At 47.6% G+C, this 26,466-nt stretch carries 20 protein-coding genes and 1 tRNA gene; 5 read left to right on the forward strand and 16 right to left on the reverse strand.

Annotation, left to right across the window (positions count from 1 at the left end; translation table 11 throughout):
* Positions 1–70: 70 nt before the first annotated feature.
* The 4 genes from ACFQ2O_RS00100 to ACFQ2O_RS00115 form a co-directional block, all read right to left on the reverse strand.
* Positions 71–1,117 carry a FecR family protein gene (locus tag ACFQ2O_RS00100; RefSeq protein WP_377521911.1) on the reverse strand — a complete coding sequence of 349 codons (1,047 nt, stop codon included), beginning with the start codon at positions 1,115–1,117 and terminating at the stop codon, positions 71–73.
* Between the two features lie 95 nt (positions 1,118–1,212).
* A complete protein-coding gene (locus tag ACFQ2O_RS00105) occupies positions 1,213–1,755 on the reverse strand; it encodes an RNA polymerase sigma-70 factor (RefSeq protein ID WP_377521912.1) in 543 nt (180 codons plus the stop codon).
* Between the two features lie 273 nt (positions 1,756–2,028).
* Positions 2,029–2,100, reverse strand: a tRNA-Arg gene (locus ACFQ2O_RS00110).
* 65 nt (positions 2,101–2,165) lie between these two features.
* Positions 2,166–3,368 carry a Pycsar system effector family protein gene (locus ACFQ2O_RS00115; RefSeq protein WP_377521913.1) on the reverse strand — a complete coding sequence of 401 codons (1,203 nt, stop codon included), beginning with the start codon at positions 3,366–3,368 and terminating at the stop codon, positions 2,166–2,168.
* 416 nt (positions 3,369–3,784) lie between these two features.
* Here ACFQ2O_RS00115 and ACFQ2O_RS00120 point away from each other — a divergent pair, with 416 nt between their 5' ends.
* A complete protein-coding gene (locus ACFQ2O_RS00120; protein ID WP_377521915.1) occupies positions 3,785–7,606 on the forward strand; it encodes a metallophosphoesterase in 3,822 nt (1,273 codons plus the stop codon).
* A 76-nt stretch (positions 7,607–7,682) separates the two neighbouring features.
* Positions 7,683–8,705 (forward strand): DUF6268 family outer membrane beta-barrel protein, encoded by a 1,023-nt coding sequence (locus ACFQ2O_RS00125; protein ID WP_377521916.1) that lies wholly within the window; start codon positions 7,683–7,685, stop codon positions 8,703–8,705.
* Positions 8,706–8,789: 84 nt separating this feature from the next.
* Here the strand turns inward: ACFQ2O_RS00125 and ppk1 are convergent, their stop codons facing one another.
* From ppk1 to ACFQ2O_RS00145, 4 genes are all read right to left on the reverse strand, one after another.
* Entirely contained in the window at positions 8,790–10,898 is a 2,109-nt protein-coding gene (ppk1, locus tag ACFQ2O_RS00130) for a polyphosphate kinase 1 (RefSeq protein WP_377521917.1), read from the reverse strand.
* Between the two features lie 47 nt (positions 10,899–10,945).
* Positions 10,946–11,440 carry a SixA phosphatase family protein gene (locus tag ACFQ2O_RS00135; RefSeq protein ID WP_377521918.1) on the reverse strand — a complete coding sequence of 165 codons (495 nt, stop codon included), beginning with the start codon at positions 11,438–11,440 and terminating at the stop codon, positions 10,946–10,948.
* Between the two features lie 198 nt (positions 11,441–11,638).
* Positions 11,639–12,826 (reverse strand): GTPase HflX, encoded by a 1,188-nt coding sequence (gene hflX / locus ACFQ2O_RS00140; protein ID WP_377521919.1) that lies wholly within the window; start codon positions 12,824–12,826, stop codon positions 11,639–11,641.
* Positions 12,827–12,832: 6 nt separating this feature from the next.
* Positions 12,833–13,558 (reverse strand): SirB2 family protein, encoded by a 726-nt coding sequence (locus tag ACFQ2O_RS00145; protein ID WP_377521920.1) that lies wholly within the window; start codon positions 13,556–13,558, stop codon positions 12,833–12,835.
* 151 nt (positions 13,559–13,709) lie between these two features.
* Here ACFQ2O_RS00145 and rfbC point away from each other — a divergent pair, with 151 nt between their 5' ends.
* The gene (gene rfbC, locus ACFQ2O_RS00150) at positions 13,710–14,252 is read left to right on the forward strand and encodes a dTDP-4-dehydrorhamnose 3,5-epimerase (RefSeq protein ID WP_377521921.1); all 543 of its coding nucleotides are present in this window, start codon (positions 13,710–13,712) and stop codon (positions 14,250–14,252) included.
* 172 nt (positions 14,253–14,424) lie between these two features.
* On the opposite strand, the gene ACFQ2O_RS00155 is transcribed toward rfbC, so the two are convergent.
* On the reverse strand, positions 14,425–15,723 hold the full coding sequence (locus ACFQ2O_RS00155; protein ID WP_377521922.1) for a UDP-N-acetylmuramoyl-tripeptide--D-alanyl-D-alanine ligase: 1,299 nt from the start codon (positions 15,721–15,723) through the stop codon (positions 14,425–14,427).
* A gap of 173 nt (positions 15,724–15,896) precedes the next feature.
* Here ACFQ2O_RS00155 and ACFQ2O_RS00160 point away from each other — a divergent pair, with 173 nt between their 5' ends.
* Entirely contained in the window at positions 15,897–18,146 is a 2,250-nt protein-coding gene (locus tag ACFQ2O_RS00160) for a T9SS type A sorting domain-containing protein (protein ID WP_377521924.1), read from the forward strand.
* Complete coding sequence (locus ACFQ2O_RS00165; protein WP_377521925.1) at positions 18,146–18,541, forward strand: hypothetical protein; 396 nt, start codon at positions 18,146–18,148, stop codon at positions 18,539–18,541. Before ACFQ2O_RS00160 ends, ACFQ2O_RS00165 begins: the two co-directional genes overlap by 1 nt.
* 269 nt (positions 18,542–18,810) lie before the next feature.
* Here the strand turns inward: ACFQ2O_RS00165 and ACFQ2O_RS00170 are convergent, their stop codons facing one another.
* The 7 genes from ACFQ2O_RS00170 to ACFQ2O_RS00200 all read right to left on the reverse strand — a co-directional run bounded on the left by ACFQ2O_RS00170 (position 18,811) and on the right by ACFQ2O_RS00200 (position 26,355).
* Positions 18,811–19,587, reverse strand: a complete 777-nt coding sequence (locus ACFQ2O_RS00170) for an amidohydrolase (protein WP_377521926.1) — start codon at positions 19,585–19,587, stop codon at positions 18,811–18,813.
* A gap of 68 nt (positions 19,588–19,655) precedes the next feature.
* A complete protein-coding gene (locus tag ACFQ2O_RS00175) occupies positions 19,656–20,804 on the reverse strand; it encodes a methionine aminotransferase (protein ID WP_377521958.1) in 1,149 nt (382 codons plus the stop codon).
* Positions 20,805–20,863: 59 nt separating this feature from the next.
* Positions 20,864–21,442, reverse strand: coding sequence for a uracil-DNA glycosylase family protein (locus tag ACFQ2O_RS00180; RefSeq protein WP_377521927.1), 579 nt, complete (start codon positions 21,440–21,442; stop codon positions 20,864–20,866).
* A 156-nt stretch (positions 21,443–21,598) separates the two neighbouring features.
* Positions 21,599–22,039: a hypothetical protein gene (locus ACFQ2O_RS00185; protein ID WP_377521929.1), complete on the reverse strand. Its 441-nt coding sequence runs from the start codon at positions 22,037–22,039 to the stop codon at positions 21,599–21,601.
* A gap of 202 nt (positions 22,040–22,241) precedes the next feature.
* Complete coding sequence (locus tag ACFQ2O_RS00190) at positions 22,242–23,081, reverse strand: hypothetical protein (protein ID WP_377521931.1); 840 nt, start codon at positions 23,079–23,081, stop codon at positions 22,242–22,244.
* 163 nt (positions 23,082–23,244) lie between these two features.
* Entirely contained in the window at positions 23,245–23,652 is a 408-nt protein-coding gene (locus tag ACFQ2O_RS00195; protein WP_377521932.1) for a response regulator, read from the reverse strand.
* A gap of 24 nt (positions 23,653–23,676) precedes the next feature.
* Positions 23,677–26,355, reverse strand: a complete 2,679-nt coding sequence (locus tag ACFQ2O_RS00200) for a PAS domain-containing protein (RefSeq protein WP_377521933.1) — start codon at positions 26,353–26,355, stop codon at positions 23,677–23,679.
* Positions 26,356–26,466: the final 111 nt, after the last annotated feature.

Below are 26,466 nucleotides of genomic sequence, written 5' to 3' on the forward strand. Positions count from 1 at the left end.
GAGCCTTATTATAGCAGTAATAAGAATGCGTGTGCAAATACTGCCGGACCCGTAGCAGCGGGTTCGGTTTTTATTTGCAGCTGGTTCCGTGCAAGGTTATGGCTCGTCCATGCTGTTTGTAAGTGAGGTTAGTGGTGATGCCCAGCAGATGAAGGGCATCTTTCAGAGAGACATTATCAAAAGTGGCCGTAAAGCGGCAGTTGTGCAGGGCCTGGTCTTTAATCTCGATTTGCACATCATACCAGCGTTCCAGTTCTTCGGCTATCTGGTGCAGGGGCATATTTCGGAATACCATTTCTCCTTTTGTCCAGGCGGTCGCTTCGCTTGCAGGCACTTCGGCTGTAGTATGTGTTCCGGTAGTGAGGTGGTAGGTGAGTTGCTGGTTCGGCCTTAGCTTCTGTAGCTCGTGGGTACTGTCCTGTACGCTTACCTTGCCTGTTGCTACAGTTACCTGCGCAGTCCCTGTGCTTTTATAGGCATGAATGTTAAACGAGGTGCCCAGCACAGCTGTGGTTATTCCGGCAGTATGCACCTTGAAGGGTTTGGTACTATCAGGCACAACTTCAAAAAACGCTTCACCTTCTAAATAAACCGTCCGGTCTTCTACAAAATAGGCATCACTGTAAGAAATGCTGCTTTCGGCATTAAGGTATACCACGCTGCCATCGGGGAAGAATAGTTTAGATCTTTGTCCTTTACCATTTTCCTTCTTGATGATAGTAGCAGTTTGCTGGGCCAACTGCTTATTTGCCGTTTGCCAGTCGCTGTAGTCAAGGTATACAAAAGCGCCTGCGCACAGTAGCAACATAAGTGAGGCCGCAACAGCCCACCAGTGAGAAGTATAAAATTGGGGTGAACGCGGCAGTTGCGGTTCAGAAGTAAGTTGCTCTTCCTGCCACAGGTCTATTTTCTGGTTTAGCAGGTTGAGGCCACGCGCTGTAGGTTGGTAGGTGGATTGGTCGAGCTTAACACTATGAAAATACGCTTCCAGCTCTTCCTGGATATTATTGTTCTCAGCGCTTTGCTGTAACCACTCCTGCAGCTTTAGCTTCTCTTGTTCGGTAGCCTGGTTTTGCCAGTAGCGTATCAAAATGTTGTAATGTTCCTCTCGTAGCATAAGCGTGGTGTTCGCCTATAAGAGTAAGAAAGCAGCATGCTCCCCTGAAAGAAATTGTTAACCTTATGTTAGTAAATGGTTACGTGATATTTTGATTACTCCTGCTGCTGGTGGTAGGCTCTCTTTAGGAAACTTTGGGATTTGGAAAGCCTGTATTCTACGGTTTTCTCTGTCAGGCTGAGGGTTTTAGCCACTTCAGCATAGGTAAGGCCGGATAATTTGAGACGCAGAATCAGACGGTCTTGCTCGGGTAGTCGGTTGATAATGCTGTCGAGGCTATAGTTCAGCTCTCGAAAAAGGAGTGCGTCCAGTGGGTTATAGTGCTCTATGGCCTGGCTCTGAGCTTGCTCATCCAGCTCTTCCCAAAGCCGCTCTTTTTTTAAATATAAAAGCGCTTGGTTTCGTACGGCTGCATAAAGGTATGTTTTGAGCGATGTCCTGATTTCAAGCGTTTCTCTTTTTTGCCACACTGCCAGAAACACATCAGAAACCACTTCTTCAGCCAGGTCTGCACTTTTCACAATCTGGCAGGCAAAGTCGCAGAGGCATTGGTAATAAAGCAAGTATAGCTTTTCGAGTGCGCCACGGCTACCTGCACAGATGTTGTTTAGCAGCCAATTTACATCTACAGGTTCCATAAATCTTTGTTCCGGATGTTGTTGTAAAGCTACAGCACCAAGACCTATGGCAGCAAAAATGGGGTGTTATCAAATAATTAAGGAGTATGGTAGCTAGGGTACAGCGGGTAAGAGTAGTAGAGAATAAGCTGCTGAAGATTTATTTTCAGGAAGAGAAGCGGTAAAAGAAGAGTTGGTAAGTATAGAAGAAAGGTAGTACAGCTAGCTTTGCTGATTTTAGATATAGCTGTTCAGCGTGGCTGCTTTAGTAAATGCTAACACAATAGCTAAAAGTGGCCCCGCCAGGAATCGAACCTGGATCTAGAGTTTAGGAAACTCCTATTCTATCCATTGAACTACGGGGCCTTGTACTTTGGTTTGCGAATTTACACCAAACCCAGCCATAAAGCAAGAGGATGTAAACTCTCGCTTTAGTAAGAGATCATGGCAATAACAAAGCCAAGCACAGTTAGCACAAGTCCTACCATAAAGATAGTATAGGATATCCGAAGGATTTTATATTTGCGCTCTAGTACAACCCCCAGGTAATAAATGTCTGTGATCATGTTGTTGTATAGAGCCTTCTTGTCACGCATAAGATCATGCATGCCGCCTTGGAAGTCCTCTAGCGGGAGGTTTGTGAAATTACCGAAGAACAGGATGTTTATTTTACGGGAGTCCAGTTTCTTATCCTTCTTCTTCTTGAAAGAAAAGCTGGTTACCTCTGGTTGGGCCGAAATGATGGCAAAAACCACAGACCCCAATGTGGTAAGCAATAAAATGCCAATTGGAATAAGAATGCGATATGTAGCCAGTCCGGTGCCAGTGCCAAGAATGGACGTTTGGGCACTGAGGTAAGTAATCACCACAGATAGGATGATGGCATTAAGGCTGATCATCATGTTAGCCTTATTATCAGCGATGGCACTAAGCTCCAAATGCGTACGGTACGTGTTCCGAAACATTGTTTCGATGCCACGCTTAGGTTGTGCCAGGGTTTTGTTCGCCTTCTTTTTCTCTTTCTTCTTCTTCTCATCCTCAATGCTCAGGCGGCTGCGCTGCTCCTGTATGTTTAACCCAAGTTGGGCGGCAAACTTCCGCTGTGCCTGCACCGTGTAAAAGCTGGTAGATAGCAGAAAATCCATCTGAAACTGCTCCCACTCATGGTCAGAGAAAAATTTATCCTGATAAATTTCCCACTCTACGCGTAACAGTTCGGCTGTGGCAAAAAAAGTATCCTTGCCTATATTAGACATATCAGCATCTACCAACAGCTCCTCTAGAAGCGTTTCCGGCTCGGTATCGTGTTGCGTTGCCAGAATAGTCTGGCTAATGCGTTCTATGCGTTCTTCAGGGTAGCCCTGCTCCTGTAGCCATTCAGTGGCAATGCGTACACTTTCCTGTTCATGGCCGGCATAGGCATCCACATAGCCAGTATCATGAAACCAGGCCGCCAGCACAAGGTCCTGCAACTGATCTTCTGGCAAAAGCGTCCGCTGCCCCAGGTCTTGCGCTTCGGCTACAGTTTCAAAAGTATGTTTATAGTTGTGGTAAACGAGTTTTTTCGAAAGCCTTTGCTTAAAAAGCTTAAATACATGCTCTCCGGCCTGTTTAATTATTGCTTGGTCTTCCATATTCTAGTTTGATGGCCAGGTGATCACCGCCTAAAGTAGCGGCATGGCATAGCTGGCAGGTTGTGCTGGCATTTGCAGCACATTCTACTCAGCGGTTACGGTAAAACAGCCTTTTTGTTAGTGGATAGGCTGACTGAGGTGGTATCCGGTAGTATAAATGAAGGCAACAACTTAAAACAGGTGCGTCTCGTTTATCAACTTCAGTCCTGCCGTGCCTATAGAAATTGCTGTAGGAAGGAGAGGCAGGGGGTAAATGCTGTAGCTCACGATGCAGTATTGCCCTTCTCACCTTTAGAGGCATTCAGCTACCTTATTATCTACACCTGTAAACAGGGCAGTACACCCACTGCCTGCAACTGTACGTTAGTAAGAAAGTGCTGTAGCTGCTGTGGCAGGTATATCGAGCAAACGTTACTATGATACATAAGACTAGGATAACACAGCTGCCATTTTTACGCTTTGGTTGGGCGGCTATACTTTGTTTTTTTGTAAGTGCTTGTGTTTCCACCGAGCCATACTACAGTCCGGAAGCGCTGAGCTGGGAACAGGAAAAGCCAGCTCCAGGCAACAAGGTACAGTATAGTGTTTTCCTGATTGGCGATGTGGGCGCACCTGACCTGGAAAATGGAGAGCCGCCTTTGCTGTTTATGCGCAGGCAAATGGAAGAAGCAGGGGCAACAAGCGCTACCATTTTTCTGGGTGATAATGTGTACATGAACGGCTTACCAGCGCCGGACAAGTATGACCGGGAAATATCTGAAAAACGGCTGAATGCGCAGCTTGATATCTTAAAAGGATACCCGGGAGAAAAGTATATGATACCCGGCAACCACGACTGGAACCACAGCGGGCGCGGCGGTTTAGAGGCCGTAACCCGAGAGCAGCGCTATGTAAACGAGTACCTGACAGACGAAAACATAGTAGTAGGCGGCGATTTTTACGTGCCGGGAGATGGCTGCCCTGGGCCATACGAGGTAAAGCTGAGCGATGACCTGGTGCTGATCGCCCTAGACTCTGAATGGTGGTTGCACCCCTTCGACAGGCCTTATGGTGATAATAGCAGCTGTGGCGCCTCTACCGAAGAAGAGCTCCTGGTGCAGCTAGAAGATATCATCGAAAAGAACCAAGGCAGCGATATACTTGTAGTTGGTCATCACCCGCTGATTACGCGTGGCGAGCACGGCGGTTTTTTTACTTTAAGAGACCACCTGTTTCCGCTTACCATGCTCCGCGATTGGATGTACCTGCCGTTGCCTGCCATAGGCTCTATCTATCCTTTTGCCCGCAAGTATGGCGGCATCCTGCAGGATATTCCGCATCCACGTTATCAGGCCTATATCAACGGCTTGCTAAACATCTTCAAGAAGTATGATAATATTACTTATGCTGCGGGCCATGAGCACGCACTGGAGTATTTTAACTATGAGGGTATACCTCACATCGTAAGTGGCTCCGGCTGCAAAACCGATTACCTGAAACCTGGCGGCAGTGCGTCTTACCTGCACACCATCAAAGGCTTTGTTCGTGTAAACTACTATGAGAGTGGTGAAGTATGGGCAGAGTACTGGGTACCGACTAATCAGGAAGGAACAGAGGGTAAGATTACATTCCGCACACCGCTATACGCCAAAAAACCACGCAAAGAAGTTCCGCTAGTAGAAGACAATACTAACTATGCTGACAGTACTATCACCATTGTTGCCAACAACAACTACAAGGCTGGCAACTTAAGAAAGGCTTTGCTGGGAGAGCACTACCGCGACGTGTGGGCCACGCCTGTAGAAGTGCCGCTGCTGGATATTAAAAATGAGTTAGGAGGCCTTACACCTTACCAGAAAGGAGGAGGAAAGCAAACGGCAGCGCTCAAAGTCAGAACACCTGAAGCCAAAGAATACACCTTGCGCAGCGTCAACAAAGACCCTTCCAAGGCGCTGCCAGAGTTTCTGCGCGAAACAGCGGTGCGTGGGCTGTTACAGGATCAAATATCTGCACAGCACCCTTATGGGGCGCTTATTGTGCCGCCCCTTGCCGATGCGGCAGGCGTATACCATACTAACCCCAGGTTGGTATACATCCCCAACACACCTTACCTGAGGCAGTACCTGGATGAGTTTGGCAACATGCTGGCTTTTCTGGAAGAAGATGCCGATGAAAACCACGAGGAAATAGAAAGCCTGGGCAATGCCGAAAACCTGGTAGGCACCGATAAGCTTTTGGAGGAACTGGAGGAAGACAACGACAACGAAGTAGACCAGCCGGAGTATGTGCGGGCGCGGCTACTGGATATGCTCATCGGCGACTGGGACCGGCACGAAGGGCAGTGGCGCTGGGTAGAACAGGACAAGCCTGGCAAAGGAAAGCTGTACATACCTGTGCCCGAAGATCGTGATCAGGCGTTTTTCAAAGCCGATGGGATACTTCCCTGGCTGGCTACACGTACTTGGGGCATCCGCAACATTCAGAACTTCGGGTATGATTTTAATGATATTATTGGCCTAAACCTGAGCGGCATTACGCTTGACAGAAGCTTTACCTCTAAAGTATCCCGGCAGGAGTGGCTACAGATAGCAGAAGACATCAAACAAAGTATAACCGACGAAGTAATAGAGCAGGCCGTGCAGCAGTGGCCGGAGCCAGTGCGCCAAATATCAGCTGATGAGATTGCAGCCAAACTAAAGTCGAGGAGAGAAAAACTGCCCGAAGTCGCCGCGACCTATTATGATTTCCTGGCTCGATATGTAGACATTACAGGCAGCGATAAGCACGAGCGATTCCTTATCAACCGCATCAACAACAAAGAAATGCAGGTGATCGGGTATAAAACCTCTAAAGAAGGAGAGATACTGGAAGAACTTTACAACCGCACTTTTTATACAGACGAGACAAAGGAAGTGCGCTTTTTTGGCATGGATGGCAAAGATGAGTTCGTCGTGTCCGGAGAGGTAGATAAGAGTATAGTGGTACGCATCATCGGAGGTGGTGATGAAGATAAGATCACCGACACGTCGCATGTTGCCGGTCTGAAGAAGCACACCATCGTGTACGATACAGAAGAGGGCAACATATTTAATTTCGGGAGTGAGACAAAAGACAAAACAGAACCTTATGTGGATGTAAACCTCTACAACCGCGCTGATTATAAGCTGCCTTATGTGGGGCCTCGCATCTCGGCTGAGTATAATGTAGATGATGGTGTGTTTCTGGGGGCAGGGGTATTGCTGCGCACGCACAAGTTTCGTAAAAACCCTTATGCCGCAGAGCACCTGCTGGAGGCAAACTATGCTTTCCGTACTAACTCGTTTAACCTGCGGTACACCGGCGATCTTCGTGATGTGGTGCATAACTGGAATCTGGCCTTGAATGCGCACCTGCAGGGGCCGCAGTTTCAGCGTAACTTCTATGGCTTAGGCAATCATTCAGAACAAGCCGCTGACGTAGAAGATGATTACTATCGCGTGCGCTACGAGCGTATGTCGCTAAGTGCCTCTTTTTACCGGCAGCCCTTTACATTTGTGAAAATAGGAATTGGACCCACCTATGATCGGTTTGAGGTAACCATGCCCGACGAAGAAACCTATCTGCTGAATGAGGCACAGGCCGGACGCTTACGCCAGGATACGTATAACCCGGAAACTGGCAAGTTTAATGCGCAGCACTATGCGGGTATTAAAGCCTTTGCCACGCTTAATGTAATAGGTGGCGGCAGCACAGAAGCCAACCCGCGTATAGGTATGCGCTGGTTTAACACCATCAGCTATAACCAACAGCTAAATGGGGAGAAGCTAAGTTACACTAACCTTAATTCAGAATTTCGTTTTTACATCAGTCCATACTTCCCGTTCCAGCTAACGTGGGCAGGCAGAATAGGAGCTGCGCATAATTTTGGTGACTTCCGCTTTTACCAGGCTAACACCTTGGGTGGCACAGAAAACCTTAGAGGCTATCGCCGTACGCGCTTTGCCGGCCGCAGCAGCATATATGCCAACGGAGAGGCTCGCCTGCAGCTCTTTGATTATAACCTGTACCTGGTGCCGGGCAAGTTTGGTATACTTGGGCAGTTAGATGCAGGCAGGGTATATATGGATGATGAACCAAAAGAAGCTTTCTTCCGCAGCTTGCACACAGGGTATGGCGGTGGTGTGTGGACCGATTTTCTGAATCGCACCGTGCTGTCACTGACTTATAGTGTAGGAGAGGAGGAAAAACTGTGGATGCTCAACTTCGGATTCTTTTTCTAACACAAAGCCAATTTGCAAGTATAAGCAAAGGTGCAGCAAAGGCAGCCTTGCAAAAAAAATAATCGCTACAACAAACATGAACATACAAAAACTACTCTTAGGTACCTTAACTATACTATGCTTTGCCGGACAGGTACAGGCACAGCAGCCCGAAACAAAAGCACTGGAAGAATTTGCCTCTCCGGGGGTAAGAGGTATGGGGCGATCCCGGGGAATTGTAATCGGCTATGAGCGCCTGCCACAGTTTGATATAGACTCTGACTCTAAAGACCCTCGCATCGGAGACGGGAGTGGCCGTGTAAAGAGAAACAATAAGTTTGATTTCAGAGCCCTTGCCCCGCTTCTTAACAAGCCACAGGATAAAGTTATTTTAGGCTTTAGCTACAATCTCGAAGAATTTAATTTTCAGCGAGCCACACCGGCAGCCTATCCCGTTTACCAGTATCTGGAGGATAAGAACTTACGAAGTATAGGGTTGCAACTGGCTTACCTGCACTCCATAAATGAGCGTAACTTTTACCTGGTGCGTGTGAAGGGTGAGTTGAATGGGGACTACACACAAGATAACATTAATGTAACAGATTACCTGAAGGCAACCGTTGACCTGGCGTACGGCTGGAAAAAATCAGAGGATTATGCTATTGGGGTGGGTTTGCAGCTGGGCTATACATTCGGTAGGCAAAATGTTTACCCCGGAATTTTGTACAACCGTACCTTTAACGACAAGTGGGGTGTAGAGTCTATTTTTCCGGCCAATGCGCGTGTGCGCTATAACGTAAACGAAAAGACGCTGCTTTACGCAGGATATCGTCTGGAAGGAGCTAGTTATAACCTTTATGTAGACGAGCCTCCGCTATCGGAGTTTAAGGAGCTGGAGCTGCGGCGCACAGACGTTAAAGCCCTTGTCCGGCTGGAGCGCGAGATTTATGACTTCCTTTGGTTTTCCGTAGAGGGTGGCTTCCGGCAGTACTACCGTAACAGGATTTTTGATGAAATAGGATCACGCGATGAGCTTATTAATAATGACTTGGCGGGTGCAGGGTATATCGGTGTAGAGCTTTACCTGGTGCCGCCCCGCAAGTGGCTTGAGAGAAACTAAAAATCAGCTACAGAAAAATCCATAAAAGCAGAAGGGCAGCTATACTTAGCTGCCCTTCTGCTTTTATGGAGATATGATGGACTGTTAATTTTCGTCATAAGCTGCCTCGGTTCCGGCTGGCACCATCTCGCGCAGGTAATTATAAATAGCATATTGCGCACGCACGTTACTAGGTGCAGGAGGCTTAATATAGCTGTTGTCTACGCTACGGGTCTTCATGTCATCTGCAAGCTGCAGGTCTATTGTGTGGCGTATCTGCGCTGCCAGGTCCGGCTGGTAAATAGGGAAGGCAACCTCGACACGGCGGTTCAAATTTCGCGTCATCCAATCGGCAGAGGCAATGTATAATTGCTCATTGCCATTGTTATGGAAGATATAAACGCGGGCATGCTCCAGGTATCTGTCTACAATGCTACGCACCTGTATGTTCTCGCTTAAGCCTTCTATGCCGGGCATAAGGCAGCAAATGCCACGCACCAGCAACTGTATTTTTACACCAGCCTGACTTGCTGCGTACAGCTTCCGTATCATGCGCTCGTCCTGCAGTGCATTCATCTTCAATATCATACTTGCCGGTAGTCCTTTCTTCGCATTTTTTATCTCACGGTCTACCATTTTAGTGAAGTTCTGCCGCATGTTCAAAGGGGCCATCAGCAAGTGATTAAACTCCTTGTCGGGCTGCCGGTCAATAAAGAAGTTAAACACCTGCTCCACGTCTTTTGTCAGGCGCTTGTCAGAAGTAAAGAGGGCATGGTCGGCGTAAATTTTAGAGGTATCTTCGTTATAGTTGCCCGTACTTAAATACGCATAGTTTACCAGTTTGCCTTTTTCATTACGGGTGATGAGGCCAAGCTTGGAATGCACCTTAAGGCCAGGCACACCAAATATTACATTTGCACCGGCTTTCTGTAGCTTACCGGCCCAGTATATGTTTGATTCCTCATCAAAGCGTGCACGTAATTCTACCACCACTGTTACCAGTTTCCCGTTTTTTGCTGCCCTGGCTAGTGCTTTGGCTATTTTAGATTTGCCGGCCACACGGTAAAGAGTGGCGCTAATGGCTGTAACCTTTGGGTCGCGGGCGGCCTCATCAAAAAGGCGCAGCACATAGTCAAACGACTGGTAAGGATAATGCACCATGTAATCCTGCTGCTGCATAGCAGCAAGTATACTTGGCTCCTGATGCAGCTGCGGATGTATAAGAGTAGGCTGTGGCGTATACTTCAGGTCGGGCAGGTTAAAGTCCGGGAACCCGAAAAAATCACGGAAGTTGTGGTACTTGCTGCCTTCCACCAGATCATCCTGTGTTATGCCTGTATGCGCTATAAGCATATTTAGCAGCTCCTGCGGTGTCTCAGGATCATAGAGCAGACGGGCAGGAGAGCCTGTCTCCCTTTTTTTCAGGCTGTTCTGTATCTTGGCCATCAAGCTGCCTGATACTTCTTCTTCTATATCCAGCTCTGCATCCCGTGATACTTTAACGGCATGGGCTACAAAAGATTTATACTTAGGAAACAGCAAGGGCAGGCAGAAGCGGAGCACATCATCAATAAACATAACATAACGCTGGCCGTCTACTGTCGGCAGTTTTACGAATCGGCTTCCATGCTTCTTTGTGGGCAGCTCCAGCATTGCAAAACGCATATCCTTACAGTCTTGCTCTGTTGGCTCCCACATTTCTATCCCCAGGTACACCATCTGGTCCTGCAGGAAAAGGTGTGTTTCAGTTTCGTCTAATATGATAGGGAGCACAAGGGGCTCCAGGGTTTCGTTGAAATAATTCCGTACCCATACTTCCTGCTCCTGGTTCAAGTCGTGCTCAGTCAGTAAGTGTATGTTGTGCTGGCGCAGGTCGGCCAGTATACCTTCCCGGAAAATTTCGCCAAACTCCTGCTGCTGCCGGTGTACTTCCTGTAATATCGAAGCAAGGATTTCGGCTGGTTCTTCTTCTAGCTTGCTGCGCGTTTTCTTTTTCAGGTTGATCAGGCGCTTTAAGGTAGCTACGCGTACTTTAAAGTACTCATCTAGGTTAGCAGAGAAGATGGCCATAAACTTAATGCGCTCCAGCAGAGGCACTGTTTTATCTTTGGCCTCCTGCAAAACTCTATAATTAAAGGCTAGCCAGCTTAATTCGCGGTTGATGAATATATGTTTTTCAGGAGTTTTCAGCTCCTCTTTTCTTTCTTGTTTCATGATGTAGAAATGTATGCTGCGGTTGCAGCTTTGCAGGTGCAAAAGGGTTATTTGTGATTCTTCGGGAAGTCGTGAAGCAGGAGTTCTGCGTTTTCTTTAGAGATGTCGTACCAGCTTTCGCAGTTAAAGCGGATGCCAACCACGCCCGTGGTAGGCAGACTGGCTACGGGTTCCGGCGAAAGCATATTGGCAAACTCGGAGATGGCTTCGTTGTGTCCCACCAGCATCACCTGTTTTACCTCAGCCGGGGTACTTTGAATTACTTCCAGTAAGACATTTTTATCAGCGCCGTAAACACGGGTATCTACTACAATATCGTCGGCATCGTAATCTAGCTCTTTGCCAACAAGCGTGGCGGTGGTCAGCGCCCTTACAGCCGGGCTTGAAATGATAAGCTCTGGCTTAACGTTTTGCGATGCCAGCTCATGTCCCATCAGAGGGGCATCGTGCCGGCCACGTTTGTTAAGCGGACGGTCGTGATCACTCAGTCCGTCAAACTCCCAACTCGACTTTGCGTGCCTAAGGATATATAGCGTCTTCATAAGGTCTCTTTGTTCAATAGCCGTTTGCAGCCTCTTGTCTGGCCGCAGGTATGGCATTGCTAATTACTGCAACTGAGGGCAAATGGTTGTGCGGTGGTGGCGAAGTATAGCTCTGGCTGAAGATAGGGCCTGTTAAACAAAAGACCATGGCCTACTGAGGTAAGCCATGGTCTTTTGTGTTCATATACAAGGTATTACTTATACATTGTTTGGGTATCGCTGATAATGAAGCTCTGCAACCCGCCGCTGTAGCTCTTCTCGCAGCTCATCCATATTCAGCTTATCAGTAGCAGAGATAAACATAGCAGGAGCATGCTCTTTTGCCATGTAAGTAGCTTTCAGGTCTTCGATAGAAGGCCGGGCCTCAATGTTCTCTTCCTGTAGCTCCTCCTGGCGTTGTTTCAGGTATTCATCAATTTTGTTGAACACTAGCAGCACCGGCTTCTCAGCAGAGTTTATATCTTTCAAAGTCTCGTTTACTACCGCAATCTGGTCCTCAAACGACTCATGTGATATATCCACCACATGCACCAGCATATCGGCCTCACGTATCTCATCCAGCGTTGATTTAAAGGCCTCAATAAGCTTTGTAGGCAACTTGCGGATAAACCCTACTGTGTCTGAAAGTAGAAAAGGGACATTATCAAACACTACCTTCCGGACGGTGGCATCTACTGTAGCAAACAGCTTGTTCTCTGCGAAAACCTCTGATTTGGAAAGCAGGTTCATGAGCGTAGATTTGCCTACGTTGGTATAGCCTACTAAGGCCACCCGCACGATGCCGGCACGGGACTTACGCTGCTCAAAGTTCTGCTTTTCAAACTTCTTCAGGCGCTCGCGCAGCAAGGCAATTTTATCGCGCACAATACGGCGGTCAGTCTCAATCTCTGTTTCACCAGGGCCTTTCATACCGATACCACCTTTTTGCTTAGATAAGTGAGTCCAGAGGTTGGTAAGGCGCGGCAGCAGGTATTGGTACTGTGCCATCTCAACCTGGGCGTGTGCCTGGGCTGTTTTAGCACGCAGAGCAAAAATATCAAGTATAAGTAAGCTACGGTCTACAATCTTAACCTGCAGCTCACGCTCAATATTCCGCACCTGAGAAGGGCTCAGGTCATCATCAAAGATCACCATGTCCACGCTATGTTCTTTTACATAAGCGTTTATCTCGTCTAGCTTTCCGCTGCCAACAAATGTGCGCACATCAGGCTTATCAAGCTTTTGTGTGAACCGCTTAAGCGTTTGAGCACCGGCAGTTTCTGCTAAAAAGGCAAGTTCGTCCAGGTACTCCTGGGTTTGCTCTTCGGTTTGGCGGTAGCCAGGTACAGCTACCAGTACCGCAGTTTCCTGCGGCTTTGATGTATCGTAAAATTGTTGTTTAGCCATTCAATGTTATTTAAGCGTCATAGTATAAGCAGCCAAAGCCTGCACTTCTTCATCAGTTAGCTGGCTGCTAAAAGCGGGCATCAATCCCCGGCCATTTTCAATTACGTTTACACGATTGTTCAGGCTGAGGTTGCTGACCTGTAAATTGGCTGCACCTCCCAAGCCTTTGGCTCCGTCGGTGCCGTGGCAGGTTACACATAGCTGTGTGTATATTGCTTTTCCGTTTGCCAGTTGGGCATCTCCCAGCGAGGCTATTATTTCTTGCTGTGCCCCTTCTGATTTGCTGAAACCCATGTCACCTGTTTCTGCCGCATCTGTCTCTGGTGAGGCTGCTACTTTTGTTGTTGCATTCTGTATAGGCCCGGGCTGCTGCATGGTCAGGCTTTTGGTTTCGGCCACACCATATACATAAAAGAACAGCAGCAGCGAAACGATTGCGAGTGCCTTGTTTTCTCGTTTTATACCTACAATCCCTAAAGGAATAGCCGCCAGTACAAGTATAATCTTGATAATTAACCAGGTCGGGATGCCCTGGTAGTTAACCAACAGGTAACCTCCAGTTATTACAATAAGAGTGCCAAATATAATGTCCAGAATTTTAGTGTTGCTTCGGACTTTCGCCAGTGTTTCTCGCTTGTTAAGCAGGAGCAATGCTGTTTTGCTGGTAAACAGAATCAGAAACAATACAACCACTAATACGTGCGTGTGCAGGAAAGCAACTGTTGCTTGCATATTGGCCAATTTATCAGGTTTAAGGCTTTATGAACACGTGCAATTTACTTTAATTTTTCTGATGGGCCTGTAAAATGACTATCTTGCCTCTTTAAATAGCAGGAGTATCAGCCCTATTTTAAGCTTTACGTTAGTAACATCAGTTTTAGAAATGGAGCACAAGCTTTTCCATATTGAAGGAGTAATAGAATTCCACCCGCGTATTTTCGAAGATGAGCGTGGTTACTTTACAGAAACCTTTAGTATGAAGTGGTTTGAGCCCTTTGGTGATGCACCTGTTTTTGTGCAGGACAATCAGTCAGGTTCTAAGAAAGGAGTATTGCGCGGCCTGCACTTTCAGAAGCCGCCGCATTCCCAAGGTAAGTTAGTACGGGTTACAAGTGGTAAGGCCCTGGATGTAGCAGTAGATTTACGCAAAGGCTCTACTACCTACGGGCAACATGTTACCAGCTTGCTGGAGGCCAATAAGCATAACCTTTTTTATATTCCGGCGGGTTTTGCACACGGGTTTGTGGCGCTGGAGGATAACACCACCTTCCTGTACAAATGCACTAATTTCTATGCGCCAGCCTCAGAAGGTGGTATTTTCTGGAATGATCCTGCGCTTGATATTGACTGGAATATAGCTGAACCTCTGGTGTCTCCAAAAGATGAGGTGCTGCCGCTGCTGAAGGATTTCAACTCGCCCTTTTAAAAGCAAGATATAACGTTTAGATGCAAAACAAGACAGCCTGCACCTCTACAGGTGCAGGCTGTCTTGTTTTGCAATAGCTTCAACAGGTATAAAGTACCTGTAAATATATTCAGACGCTACAAGTATGAGCAAAAGCAAAAACGACAGTTGGCAGTGTCTTGCCCATCAGGCTTTAGTCAGCTAGTGCAAGTTCTGTGGTCAGCGTTTCCAGGCCCATTCCCCTGGAGCCTTTTATCAGCACATAACTTTCAGCAACAGGGTTTTTGCGCAGCCAGGTTTGCAGCTCAGGTTTGGTTTCGAAGTATAGGAAACTGTCGTTTACGGCGGCGGCATGTTGCATGTCTTTGCCGCAAAGTATAACTGTGTCAAAATGCTGCTCTGCTACTACCTCACCTAAGGCACGATGCTCTGCTTCGCTCTCGGCGCCCAACTCAAACATATCACCTAGTATAACCATTTTGCGTGCAGCTTTCATACTTCCGAAATTGCGCACGGCTGCGGCCATAGAGGTGGGGTTCGCATTATATGCATCCAGAATAAGGGTATTGCTACCCTGTTGTAACACCTGAGAGCGATTATTTACGGGACTGTATTCTGCAATGGCTCCATTCGCCTGCTCTAGCGGCACACCAAAAAACTTGCCTATACAAGCGGCAGCGGCCATGTTCTCGTAATTGTAGCTGCCTACCAGCTGTGTGTTTACTACATTTCCTTCTTCATCCTTATACACTACATAAGGCGATGCCTCCAACAGCTCACTATGGTAGTAATCATTGCTGGCAGGGTAAGTGACTTTATCTGAAATACGGCGACTCATGCGCATCAGGTGCTCATTTCCGGTGTTCACGAATACAGTGCCTTTATGCTCATCCAGGTGCAGGTACAGCTCGCTTTTGCCTCTGGCTACTCCCTCCAGACTGCCAAAGCCCTCCAAATGCGCTTTGCCAATGTTGGTGATAAATCCATGCGAAGGCAAGGCAATGCTACAGAGTAAAGCAATCTCGCCGATGTGATTGGCGCCCATTTCAATAATAGCCATTTCATGCGCTGGCGTAATGCGCAGCAGCGTAAGCGGTACTCCTATGTGGTTATTTAAATTGCCCTGGGTATAAAGCGTATTATACTTCTGGCTTAGCACGGCATGCACCAACTCTTTAGAAGTGGTTTTTCCGTTTGATCCTGTTATGCCTATTACCGGAATGCTCAACTGCCGACGGTGGTGGCGTGCTAGTTCCTGTAGGGCAACAAGTGTGTCTTCTACTACAAAAACATTCTCAGAGGCGAAAGCCGGGTCATCTACTACGGCATATTTAGCGCCTTTGTCCAGTGCCATCTGTGCAAACTTGGCTCCTTTGAAGTTAGGGCCGTTCAGGGCAAAAAACAGACTCTGGTTTTGCTCTGCCCTAGAGTCTGTACTTACATGTAGGCACTCCTGGTACTTTAGATATAAAAACTCAATATTGTTCTGCATGAAATGCGTAATTTTAGCTTGTTCGGATGCTTTTTTGCAGGCCTCTTTCGTTAAGAATCAGTGTAGCCCACTCAGTGGCAATATACACTGTATAATGTAAAAACGACAGTGCCCCAGGAGTCAGTATTTCAAAATAATCCAGAGCCATGTATGGCGGCAAACCCTTAACGCGCATGAAACAACGCTTTACGCTATTTTTTATACTTATAATAGCCATTTCGGGTATAGCACAAGCCCAACAGCAGCAACCTTTTCGGTTTCGCCTGAGCCAGGACATACCCGTAACCACACCTGCCGGCAAGTTAACTGATCCTTGGAGTGGTGGGCTGAATACGCCACAGTTCTCCACCATAGACCTTAACAAAGACGGGCAACCGGATCTCTTTATTTTTGACAGGCAACTGCGGAAGGTTTATACTTGGCTGGCAGTGCAGCAGCAAGGAAAGTGGGAGTATGTATATGCCCCTGAGTATGAGGTTTTTTTTCCGGCTGATCTGGAATACTGGGTATTGCTGCGCGACTACAACTGCGATGGATTAAATGACATCTTTACCAGCTCGCCGCTCGGAATCCGGGTGTTTAAACAGGAGGAGGCCGGGCAGGGGCAGTTAAAGTTCAGCTTAGTAACAGATGCTTTGCGCTATAGAAACGCTAGAGTAAACATGCAGATGAACAGTGCTGATGTGCCTGCCATTACGGACATAGACGGCGACGGCGACCTTGATGTGCTGCTAACAGAATTTTCGCAAGGCTATACGATGGAGCTTTACCGCAATGTGCAGGCAGAGCAGGGGCTGCCATGTGGCACGCTGGAGTTTGAGCAGCAGTCGGCCTGGTGGGGCACCATAACCGAATGTGATGGGTGTAATAATTTTAAGTATGGAGAATACTGCAATACACTTGAGGCGGAAAGTATAGCTAAGCCGATGCACTCCGGCCACGATGGATCCTCTATGCTGCTGCTGGATACCGATGGCGACGGTGACAAAGAGCTTGTGCTTGGAGGCATGCAGTGTAACGACCTGGTGATAATGGAAAACCAAGGCACGAAAAACGAGGCGCTTATGAGTGGCTTTGACCCTTTCTTCCCTGCAGTAAAGCCTGCCGACTTTATACTTTACCCCGCTGCTTTTTATGAAGATGTTACCTTCGATGGCATGCCAGACCTGATTGTTACCCCGCAGGTATACCGCGACATGTGGAACATGGACTTTAAGCGCTCTAACTGGCTTTACCAAAACAAAGGAGCAATCGATAAACCGGAGTTCAGTTTTGTGCAGGAGGATTTTCTACAGAGTAAGATGATAGATTTGAGCGAGGGGGCTTATCCTGCTTTTGCTGACATGGATGGAGACGGAGACCTGGACATGCTGATCGGAAACAGAGCAAGCTATCGTAACGAAGTATACGGAGGCTCTCTCAGCTACTACCGCAATACAGGCACTGCCGATGCCCCGGCTTTTGAGCTAGTAACAGATGATTATCTGAAGCTGCACAACCAGCAGGCTTATAGCATTAAACCTGCTTTTGCCGATATAAACGGAGATGGTGCGGTAGATCTTGTGCTCACTTTTAAAGGAGTACAGGCAGGCTCTAACCGGGTAATGTATATGCAAAACCTTGCTGCAAAAGGACAACCTGCTGCCTATGATCTGGCCCTACTGCAAGTGCTGCTACGTGTGGGCGACGGTGATATCCCAGCCTTTGCAGACGTAGACGGCGATGGAGATTTGGACATAGTGTTAGGCAAGGCTTCGAGTATGCTGGAGTTTTACCGCAACACAGGTACGGCTACAGCACCCATCTTTACTCTTGAAAACGATAGCTTTGGTGGCATCAACTACAACTACGCGCGCCGAAACGTGCATCCTGCCATGTATGATATAGACGGCAATGGCCAGTTGGATTTGCTTACAGTAGATGAAAGCGGCGAAATGCGCATCTTCCGGAATTTTACCGAGAACCTGAATGGCGCTTTCACGGCTGAGTCAGAAATACTGGAAAATGAACTGACAAAGCAGGTACATGTTACAAAATTCGGACAAGGATTAAGTATAACTGTAGCACCTCTGGGTGGTAAGCATAAGAATTATGCTGTGGTTGGCACACAAGGTGGTGGCTTATACTTACTAGAGCAAACAGCAGGTAACGTAGCCAATCCGGCTGCAGGAGAAGGATTAGCGCTAACAGTTTATCCTAACCCCTACGAAGGAGTGCAGGCAGATATGCCGCTTCGGATTGATGCTTCAGAACCAGTAAAGCTGGAAATATACGATACCATTGGCAAGCAAGTATACCGCAGCCAGGGCAAGTATAGCCGTAATCACAGCTTAACGTTACAGCAATGGCAGGCAGGGTTATACATTATCCGCGCCGTTTCTGAAAGCGGAGAACAGGCATCACGAAAACTACTGGTTCGCTAATGCAGGTTTTCCTGTACATAAACCTTGTTGAAGAAACAGCTTATCAGCAGCCTGTAGTTGTGCAGGTGCGGCAGGCTTTTCCTGCCTTAGGCATACTTGATATGGATGCACGCTCTGATGAGTTGCTACAGCACTACGCGCTTCGTTTGCTGCAGGAGGCAGAGCAGGCAGTAGTCTGTATTAAAGCGGATGACGCAACAGGGCAGCTTAACAATCTGATGCCACTACTGGAAGAATTATTTCAGGAGAGGCTACAGCGGTTAGTGCTGCTACAGGGGCAGCACCCAAGGCTACAGCGTATTTTTGCTGCCCGCCCGCAGGTGTTGTTTAAAGTAGTGGAAGAGGAACAGGTAGTGGAGGAGTTAAAAGATTTTTTAATAAACACTCCAGTATAAAACAATAGTGCTGAATCCTTTAGTTTAACCTCGACTGCCCCGTTTTCTTCGATCCAAACTGCCAAAGTCCTAGCCTCGGCTGGTGCGAAATTTCAACTCATTTCCTTAGCTAAAAACAGGAGCTATACTTACTCGCCACTGCTAGTACTAGTACCTATTATGTAGGGCCTCCATTTGCAGGTATAAGCTCAGCTTTTTCAAGCTTCTAAACAGAGCAGAGACAAAGGAAACTGAACCAGATAACCTGAAACAGCCGGAGCTACTTTAGGTTAAGCATTTAAGCTAAAGCTATCAGCATCCAGGTGTGCAGGAAATGCTTCCCTGAAATCATCTAGTTCTTTTTTACTTAACGTCAAAGTATGTATTGCCTCCACCTCGGCTGTTTCCAGCAGGTGATAGCCTTTAGGATGTATGATGGCGGAGTCGCCGGAGTAGGGGTGGTTGTTGCCATCGGTGCCAACGCGGTTAACGCCTGCCACATACGCTATATTCTCAATGGCCCGCGCTTGCAACAGGGTGCGCCAGGGCTGGTTACGCACTTTAGGCCAGTTAGCTACATATAGCAACAGGTCATAGCTGTTGCCGGTGTTGCGGCTCCATACCGGAAAGCGCAGGTCGTAGCATACCAACGGGCAAATCTTCCAGCCGTTTAGCTCCACTATCAGTCGCTCTTTGCCGGGCGCATACGTATGGTGCTCTTTCGCCATCCTGAAAAGATGCTTTTTGTTATAGCTGGCATAGCTGCCGTCCGGGCGCACCCAGTACAGACGGTTAAAATACTGTTCGCCTTCTTGCACCATCACACTGCCGGTTAGCACAGCCCGGTGCTTGCGGGCCTCCTGCTGCATCCATTCCAGCGTAATGCTGTCAGCTTTTTCGGCCAGGTTTTCAGGACTCATGCTAAAGCCAGTGGTGAACATTTCCGGAAGTATAATCAGGTCAGTTTGCGGGGCAACGGCAGCTAGTTTATTGCTAAACATTTGCCGGTTTGCCGCTGCGTCCTGCCAGTGTAGCTCTGTTTGTACTAGGGTTATGCGTAAATCCATAGGTGTTTCTAAATCAAAATGGCAGTTTATCAGCCATTGCTCTCATGCCTGCAAACAACAGAAGTGAATTATACTTTTGCCAATTTCTCCCCGGCTGCTTGCAATGTTTCCTCGCTTTTGGCAAAGCAGAAGCGCAAGTATTTGTTGTCAGTTTTATCATGATAGAATGCCGATACTGGAATAGCTGCCACACCGGTTTCAGTGGTTAAGCGCTTGGCAAAGTCCTGGTCAAACTCCTGCGTTATACTGTCATACTTTACAAGCTGAAAATAAGTGCCTGCCGATGGTATAAACTCAAAGCGGGTGTTCTTAAGCTGTGCTGCAAAAAGATCTCGTTTGGCCTGGTAAAAGTTGGGTAGCTCCAGGTAGTGTTTTTCTTCCTCCATAAAATCAGCGATAGCTAATTGCAGCGGAGTAGGAGAACTAAACGTGATAAACTGGTGCATCTTGCGCAGCTCGCTTGTGAGCTGAGCCGGAGCCACGGCATAGCCAATTTTCCAGCCAGTGATATGGTAGGTTTTCCCGAAGGAGGAAACTACAAAGCTACGCTCACGCAGCTGTGGGTGCTGCAGTACGCTATAGTGCTGCTGCCCGTCAAATACCATGTGCTCGTATACTTCGTCGCTCAGTACCAGAATGTCTGTGCCCTCAATTAAATTGGCCAGCGTATCCATGTCATGCTTCGACATGACGGCGCCCGTAGGGTTGTGCGGTGTGTTGATGATGATCATGCGGGTGCGCGACGAGATGCGGCGCTTCACGTGGTCCCAGTCTACAGAAAAGTTTGGCAGGGCCAGCGGCACGTAAATAGGGGAGCCTCCACATAAGCGAATCACAGGCGCATAACTATCGTAGCAGGGCTCCAGCAGCACTACTTCATCACCTGGTTTTACTACAGCTGTAATGGCCGCATTCAGCGCTTCTGTGGCACCACTGGTAACTGTAACTTCCGTTTCGGGGTTTGGGCAGTAACCATACATCTTGTCTGTTTTCAGGCTGATTTTATGGCGCAGTTGCGGCATACCGGTCATGGGTGCATACTGGTTGAAGCCTGCCTGCATATACTTGCTCACCAACTGTATGAGTGGCTCAGGGCAATTAAAATCCGGGAAGCCCTGAGACAGGTTGATGGCTTTATGTTCAGCGGCCAGCGATGACATAACAGTAAAGATGCTCGAGCCAATATCAGGTAGTTTGCTGCTAGGGTAGTTGATCATATAGGTAGTGCGTAGCATAGGGCATTTTCTTGCAACGGAAAACCAATATACAAGTTTTTCTAAATTATGTTATGCACCAGTTGCTGCACATAGGGTACTGCGTCGGCTTCAAACCAAGGGTTGCGACGTAGCCAAAACTGATTTAACGGAGATGGATGTGGCATGGGCATATACTGTGGCAGGTACTGGTGCCAATTGGTAACCGTTTCGGTAAGCGATGGTTTTGCTTTGGCACCTAAAAAGTAATCCTGCGCGTACTTACCGACCAGTAAAGTGAGCTCAACAGCAGGTAAATTTGCGAGCAGACGCTGGTGCCAGTGCCGGGTACACTCCGGGCGTGGAGGCAGATCGCCGCTCTTGCCTTTGCCTGGGTAGCAGAAGCCAATAGGAATGATAGCTACCTTACTTGCATCGTAAAACACTTCCGGTTCCAGCCCCAGCCATTGCCGAAGGCGCTTCCCGCTCTGGTCATTCCAGGGAATACCGCTGGCATGTACTTTTGTGCCGGGTGCCTGCCCGACAATCAGCAGTTTTGCAGTGCTGCTGGCTGTTAGCACCGGGCGCGGGCCCAGTGGCAGGTGCTCTTCGCATATACGGCAGGCGCGCACCTGCTCCAGTAAACTCTCCAATGCCTCCATTTTTGCAAGTTACCAAGTATAACTAAGTATGGAAAGCAGAATGCATGTGCGGCAAGTATAAACCTGTGCATTAGAAAAGGCTGGTAGTATAAAGGTAAAGTATACAGGGCGTAAAAAACGAAAGCCGGGAAACCGGCTTTTATTATTAGGTAAAATTTAATCTTCATAGTCCTGCCAGAAGCCATCGTAATGGCGGGGCGGGCGTTGGCGTGGGTGTGGCATAGTCGGGTCTTCGGACCAACGGTCTTCTACGCGTTGGTTACTTGGGTCAAAGTGAACATCGCGCTGGCGCCACATAGGCTCATGGTGCTGCTCATGTCTGAAATTATGAGGCGGTTGCTGGCGACGGTGGTCTTGCTCATTAGGCCGCCACTCCTCCTGACGATAGTTGCCTTCCTGTCTAAAGCGATCTGCGCGGCGTGGTTGCCAGTCATCTTGCTGATGCTGGTTCAGAGGTGTGACAGGTTCTCCCCAGCGACTACCAAAATCATTGAAATTATCTTGGTGCTGTGGGTGCATTGGCCGCTGCTGATCTCTGCGGTGTCGTTGCTGCTCCCAATGGTGCGGGTGTCTTTGGTCGTGCTCTTCGTGCTGCATCTTATATTTAGTTAAATGGTGTACATGTGCCTCCCGGTCAGGCCGAAGCCTTTTATATGTACGATGTGATAATCAGGAGGTTCCTTTTTAAGATAAGCATAATAAAGCAAAAAAGCAAAGCCGGCACTACTGCCGGCTTTGCTTTCATTTGTATTAAATCTATCTACTGCCAATTCTACCTAATCTGAAAAGGTATACGTTTTTAGCGTCTGTAGCGTTGGTTTCTGTTCGTGTTGTTGTAGTAATCATCGTGTCCTGAATCTACCTCATCAGCCCAACGCGGCCCTCCTTCAAGTCCTTTGTCGTAGCTGCGGTTGCGGTAGGCTTCAGAGCCATGGCGCTCTCTTGAGCTGATGTTATCTTCTGGCGATGTATGACGATTTTGTGAATGATAATCTCTGTCGTCTGAGTGCCAGATGTCGTTCCATGTATCTTTTACCCGATCCACAAAACCTCGGTCATCATTCGAGCTATTACTGCCGTAACGACTGCGGTTTTCTTCATGATCTGGTGTATAGCGGTTTTCTCTGTACCAGTTGTGTGAGCCGCTGCCATAACGGTAATCATCTTCTTTGTAGCGGCTTCCGGTACCTGGGCCCTCACGCCACGGGTCACTGTTGCGATCGTTGAAGTCGTTATGATTACCTTCCAGCGCACCACCCGGAGAGTGTGGTCTGCGCATGCTGTGGCTTTCGTCGTGCTTGTACTGGTTGCCACGGTCGCCGTGGTTTATGTATGAGCGCTCGTTGCGGTAAGCACTGCCAGATCGGCTGCCATAATGGTCGTTCAGGTGGGCGTTTTGTCCCTGGTTATAAGAACTGTTGCTGGCGCCGCCTCTGCGGTAGTTGTCGTTATCGCGGTCTTGGGCACCACGCGGGCTTGGCCCGGTATGGAAATAATTGCCTTCGCCCCAGCGTCGGTCTTCCTCGTGCCCGCTGCGGTTGTTGTTATTTCGGATTTGTTGATCTCTCTGATATAAGTCGCGGCCTATCTGGTGGTTTTCACCATTTCTGCCGTTTAGGTTCATTTCTTTGTTTGCCATAGCTTTATTTTGATTTAGGTGTTTCACAATTGCTAAACCCCATGAGGGGGATAGGTTTATGTTTACGGTATTCCGACACCTATAGTTAACAAGCGGTAGCTACAAAGTAACAGCGGCACACCTTATTAGGAATGCCGCTGCCATAGTTTAGGATGCAGGTATATTAAAAGTATGTTTCCAGAATGTCACGAACATCACCTTCCGTTAAAGGCTTGGAGTAATGCTGGCGTACATCCGGAAATTGCTTTAGTTTTTCCAGATCGTAGAAGCTGGCAGAAGATGTTAGCATAAGCAATACCGTTTTGTCTTTTTGCTCCTGCGGGTACTCCTGGTACTCTTCAAGGAACTCAAACCCATCCATTACCGACATTTTAATGTCCACAAGTATAAGGTCTGGGTAAGGATAATCTTCGTTTCCTCCAAATGCATACCGGAGGTAGCTTAAAGCCTCTTCTCCGTTTGTTACTACTCGTATGTCAGGCGCAACTTCCAGGCGCGTGAGCAAGCGATGGTTCAGGTAATTCGTAGTTTCGTCGTCATCGATCAGCAGTATCGTGTTCAGCGGTTTCATATGTAATATCTTCTGATTGTTAGCTTACGCTTTGTTGTTTTTAAAGTAAAGGGAAAAGGTAGTGCCTTTGTTTAGCTCACTCTCGACATGAATATAGCCTTTATGGTTGGTAAGTAACCTATTTACAATATACAGGCCTAAGCCTGAACCTTCCACATGGTTGTGGAAGCGCTTAAACATCTGAAAAAGTTTGCTTTGCTGCCTGCTCAGATCCAGGCCCAGGCCGTTGTCTTTGACTTGCAGTTCGATGTAATTGCCCTTTAGTGCTGAGCGCAGTTCTATGTTCGGTGCACGATCAGGAGCGCGGTATTTAAGTGCGTTTGTTATTAAGTTATAGATGATGCTTTTCAAGTTTGACCTTGAAAAGGGAACTGACGGCATCTCTGAAAAATCACAAATAATAGTGGCACCTGTGTCTTTTATAATGTCTTGCACGCTTTCTAGAACATCATCTGTTGTTTCCTGCAGGTTCAGCCACTCTAACTGGCGCGCCTTAGACTTCTGAACGCGTACCACCTCACCTAAATCATGTATAGTAGTGTGCAATTGCTTAAAGGAGCGGCTAAAAAGCTCAATAAGTTTCGGAGCATCAGGGTCTTTGAAGTCCGCATCACGAACGAGTTCTTCAAAAATACCTGCCATATTGATAATGGGCAACTTCAGGTCATGCGATGCGGTGTATACAAAGCTATCCAGATCCTGGTTAATGCGCTCCAGCTCCAGATTTTTTTCCACCAGTTCTTCTTCTGCCAGTTTATGGTCTTCGATATCGGTGCAGGTTCCGAACCATTTCGTAATACAATCCTGATCATCGCGCATAGGCACGGCTTGTACCAGAAACCAGCGGAAACTGCCACTTGTCGTGTTTTGTATCCGGTATTCGGCTTCATAGTACTCACCTGTTTTTACGGAGTGCTCCCAACGACTTGTAACACGTGCCCGATCGTCCGGGTGCAGCAAATCCGCCCAGTTAAAATGCACAGCATGCTGTTTTGTTATGCCGGTGTAATCATACCAGCGTTGGTTATAATAATCCTGAACACCATCCGGTGTAGCTGTCCAGACAAGCTGTGGAATGGATTCTGTAAGAAAGCGGAACTTATTGTTGCTATCTTCCAGAGCCAGCAACATCTGCTTATGATCTTCTATATCGGTATGCGAGCCAACCCACTGGGTAATATTTCCCTGACTATCGCGGATAGGCAAAGCGCGCACCAGAAACCACCTGTAGGCACCATCTGCTGATCTGAATCTATTCTCCAGCAGAAGGGGTTCTCCGGTGCCGATGGATTTTAACCAAAGCTCTGTCGTGTTTTCTATATCGTCAGCGTGTATGTACTTGTTCCAGCCCCAAGCCTGCATCTGCTCAAAGTTAGATCCTGTATAGTCGTACCATCTTTGGCTATAGTAATTGAGGTCTCCGCTTGGAAGGGCGGTCCAGGTCATGAGCGGAAGCGACTCCAGTATCTGTTTGGTTTGCGCAGTGCTTTCTTTCAACTGCTGTTCAATCCGTCTTTTCTCGGTAATATCCAGCATGGCACCAATCATGCGTTTGGCAGTGTGCTGCTGGTCGTGTATAACGTAGCCCCTGTCATGCACCAATTTATAAGTGCCATCGGCGCACCGGAAACGGTACTCATCCTCCCAATTGGTCTCACCGCTGTCTATTACCTGATGGATAGAAGATTTTACCCGTTGTAAATCATCTGGGTGAATGCGGTTGGTCCAGGATATAGCAGTATCCTCTATCTCTTCTTCGGCATATCCAAAAAGTGTTTTAAAGCCCTCGTTCCACCAGATAGAGTCATCTTTTAGGTTCCAGTCCCAGATAACATCATTGGTGGCCATGGCAATGCGCTGGAAACGTTGGTTAATTTCCAATAGCTCCTTTTCATACTCTTGCTGCGAACCTGCGTCTACTATGGAGCCAATCATGCGGCTGGGCTTATCTTGCTGATCGTTGCAAATAACGCAGCCATAATCTATCACCTGTGTATAAGTGCCGTCTGCTTTACGATAGCGGTACTTAAGGCTCCATACCTTTTGCTTGTTAGTGATAACTGCATCAAGAGCGGCAAGCACTTCAGGTAAATCTTCCGGAAGTATGTGTTGGTTTCGTTTATCCAAATCTGTTTCCAGATCTTTATCGGCATAGCCAAAAACTGTTTTGTACGACTCGCTCCATTTGATTTTCTGCTGGAGCAGGTCTATCTCCCAAACAGTACCCCCGGTAGCTTCTGTCATAAGCCAAAGCTTATGCTGTGCTGTAGCAGCTGCCTGGTCTTTTTTGATACTTTCCGTTATGTCACGCACTTCATGCAGTATGTACGCTATCTCCTTTTGGGCACCAAGCACTGGTACATTACTGAAAGTCCAGTAGCGCTCCTCAAGGGTGCCGCTGGCAGTTTGCACATCATGCCGGATAACATCTATAGTGTGGGCGGTTTTATGCGTAACAACATGCTGCAGAGAATGTAATAGTACTTCTCTTGATTTAGCATGCCCTGAAGCTGGGTTTTCGAAAATAACCTCTAGCAGAGGCCGCCCTATAATAGCTGAATCTGCTTTTTGTGTTGTTTTAAGATAATGCTCACTGGCTTCCACAATTATATAATCGGGACTCAATACGAGGAAAGAGCCGGGGAGCACCCTGAATAGACTTTTGTAGCTTAGTTGGCTCAAGGTAGCGTGCTCTTTCTCCATGGCGCAAAGATAACCCTCTCTTTTGATTTGTGTTGTAAAACAAGTATATCTTAGCACAAAGCTCAGCTGAAACGCTGCCAAATGATGGCTCTTTCATAAAGTGTTGTGCTT

Source organism: Pontibacter rugosus (genome assembly GCF_042678745.1).
GTDB classification, from domain to species: Bacteria; Bacteroidota; Bacteroidia; order Cytophagales; family Hymenobacteraceae; genus Pontibacter; species Pontibacter rugosus.

Bases quoted from the DNA above. Each gene is read 5' to 3' on its own strand.
- ACFQ2O_RS00100 (WP_377521911.1), bottom strand. From the start codon at position 1,117: ATGCTACGAGAGGAACATTACAACATTTTGATACGCTACTGGCAAAAC.
- ACFQ2O_RS00105 (WP_377521912.1), bottom strand. From the start codon at position 1,755: ATGGAACCTGTAGATGTAAATTGGCTGCTAAACAACATCTGTGCAGGT.
- ACFQ2O_RS00115 (WP_377521913.1), bottom strand. From the start codon at position 3,368: ATGGAAGACCAAGCAATAATTAAACAGGCCGGAGAGCATGTATTTAAG.
- ACFQ2O_RS00120 (WP_377521915.1), top strand. From the start codon at position 3,785: ATGATACATAAGACTAGGATAACACAGCTGCCATTTTTACGCTTTGGT.
- ACFQ2O_RS00125 (WP_377521916.1), top strand. From the start codon at position 7,683: ATGAACATACAAAAACTACTCTTAGGTACCTTAACTATACTATGCTTT.
- ppk1 (WP_377521917.1), bottom strand. From the start codon at position 10,898: ATGAAACAAGAAAGAAAAGAGGAGCTGAAAACTCCTGAAAAACATATA.
- ACFQ2O_RS00135 (WP_377521918.1), bottom strand. From the start codon at position 11,440: ATGAAGACGCTATATATCCTTAGGCACGCAAAGTCGAGTTGGGAGTTT.
- hflX (WP_377521919.1), bottom strand. From the start codon at position 12,826: ATGGCTAAACAACAATTTTACGATACATCAAAGCCGCAGGAAACTGCG.
- ACFQ2O_RS00145 (WP_377521920.1), bottom strand. From the start codon at position 13,558: ATGCAAGCAACAGTTGCTTTCCTGCACACGCACGTATTAGTGGTTGTA.
- rfbC (WP_377521921.1), top strand. From the start codon at position 13,710: ATGGAGCACAAGCTTTTCCATATTGAAGGAGTAATAGAATTCCACCCG.
- ACFQ2O_RS00155 (WP_377521922.1), bottom strand. From the start codon at position 15,723: ATGCAGAACAATATTGAGTTTTTATATCTAAAGTACCAGGAGTGCCTA.
- ACFQ2O_RS00160 (WP_377521924.1), top strand. From the start codon at position 15,897: ATGAAACAACGCTTTACGCTATTTTTTATACTTATAATAGCCATTTCG.
- ACFQ2O_RS00165 (WP_377521925.1), top strand. From the start codon at position 18,146: ATGCAGGTTTTCCTGTACATAAACCTTGTTGAAGAAACAGCTTATCAG.
- ACFQ2O_RS00170 (WP_377521926.1), bottom strand. From the start codon at position 19,587: ATGGATTTACGCATAACCCTAGTACAAACAGAGCTACACTGGCAGGAC.
- ACFQ2O_RS00175 (WP_377521958.1), bottom strand. From the start codon at position 20,804: ATGATCAACTACCCTAGCAGCAAACTACCTGATATTGGCTCGAGCATC.
- ACFQ2O_RS00180 (WP_377521927.1), bottom strand. From the start codon at position 21,442: ATGGAGGCATTGGAGAGTTTACTGGAGCAGGTGCGCGCCTGCCGTATA.
- ACFQ2O_RS00185 (WP_377521929.1), bottom strand. From the start codon at position 22,039: ATGCAGCACGAAGAGCACGACCAAAGACACCCGCACCATTGGGAGCAG.
- ACFQ2O_RS00190 (WP_377521931.1), bottom strand. From the start codon at position 23,081: ATGGCAAACAAAGAAATGAACCTAAACGGCAGAAATGGTGAAAACCAC.
- ACFQ2O_RS00195 (WP_377521932.1), bottom strand. From the start codon at position 23,652: ATGAAACCGCTGAACACGATACTGCTGATCGATGACGACGAAACTACG.
- ACFQ2O_RS00200 (WP_377521933.1), bottom strand. From the start codon at position 26,355: ATGGAGAAAGAGCACGCTACCTTGAGCCAACTAAGCTACAAAAGTCTA.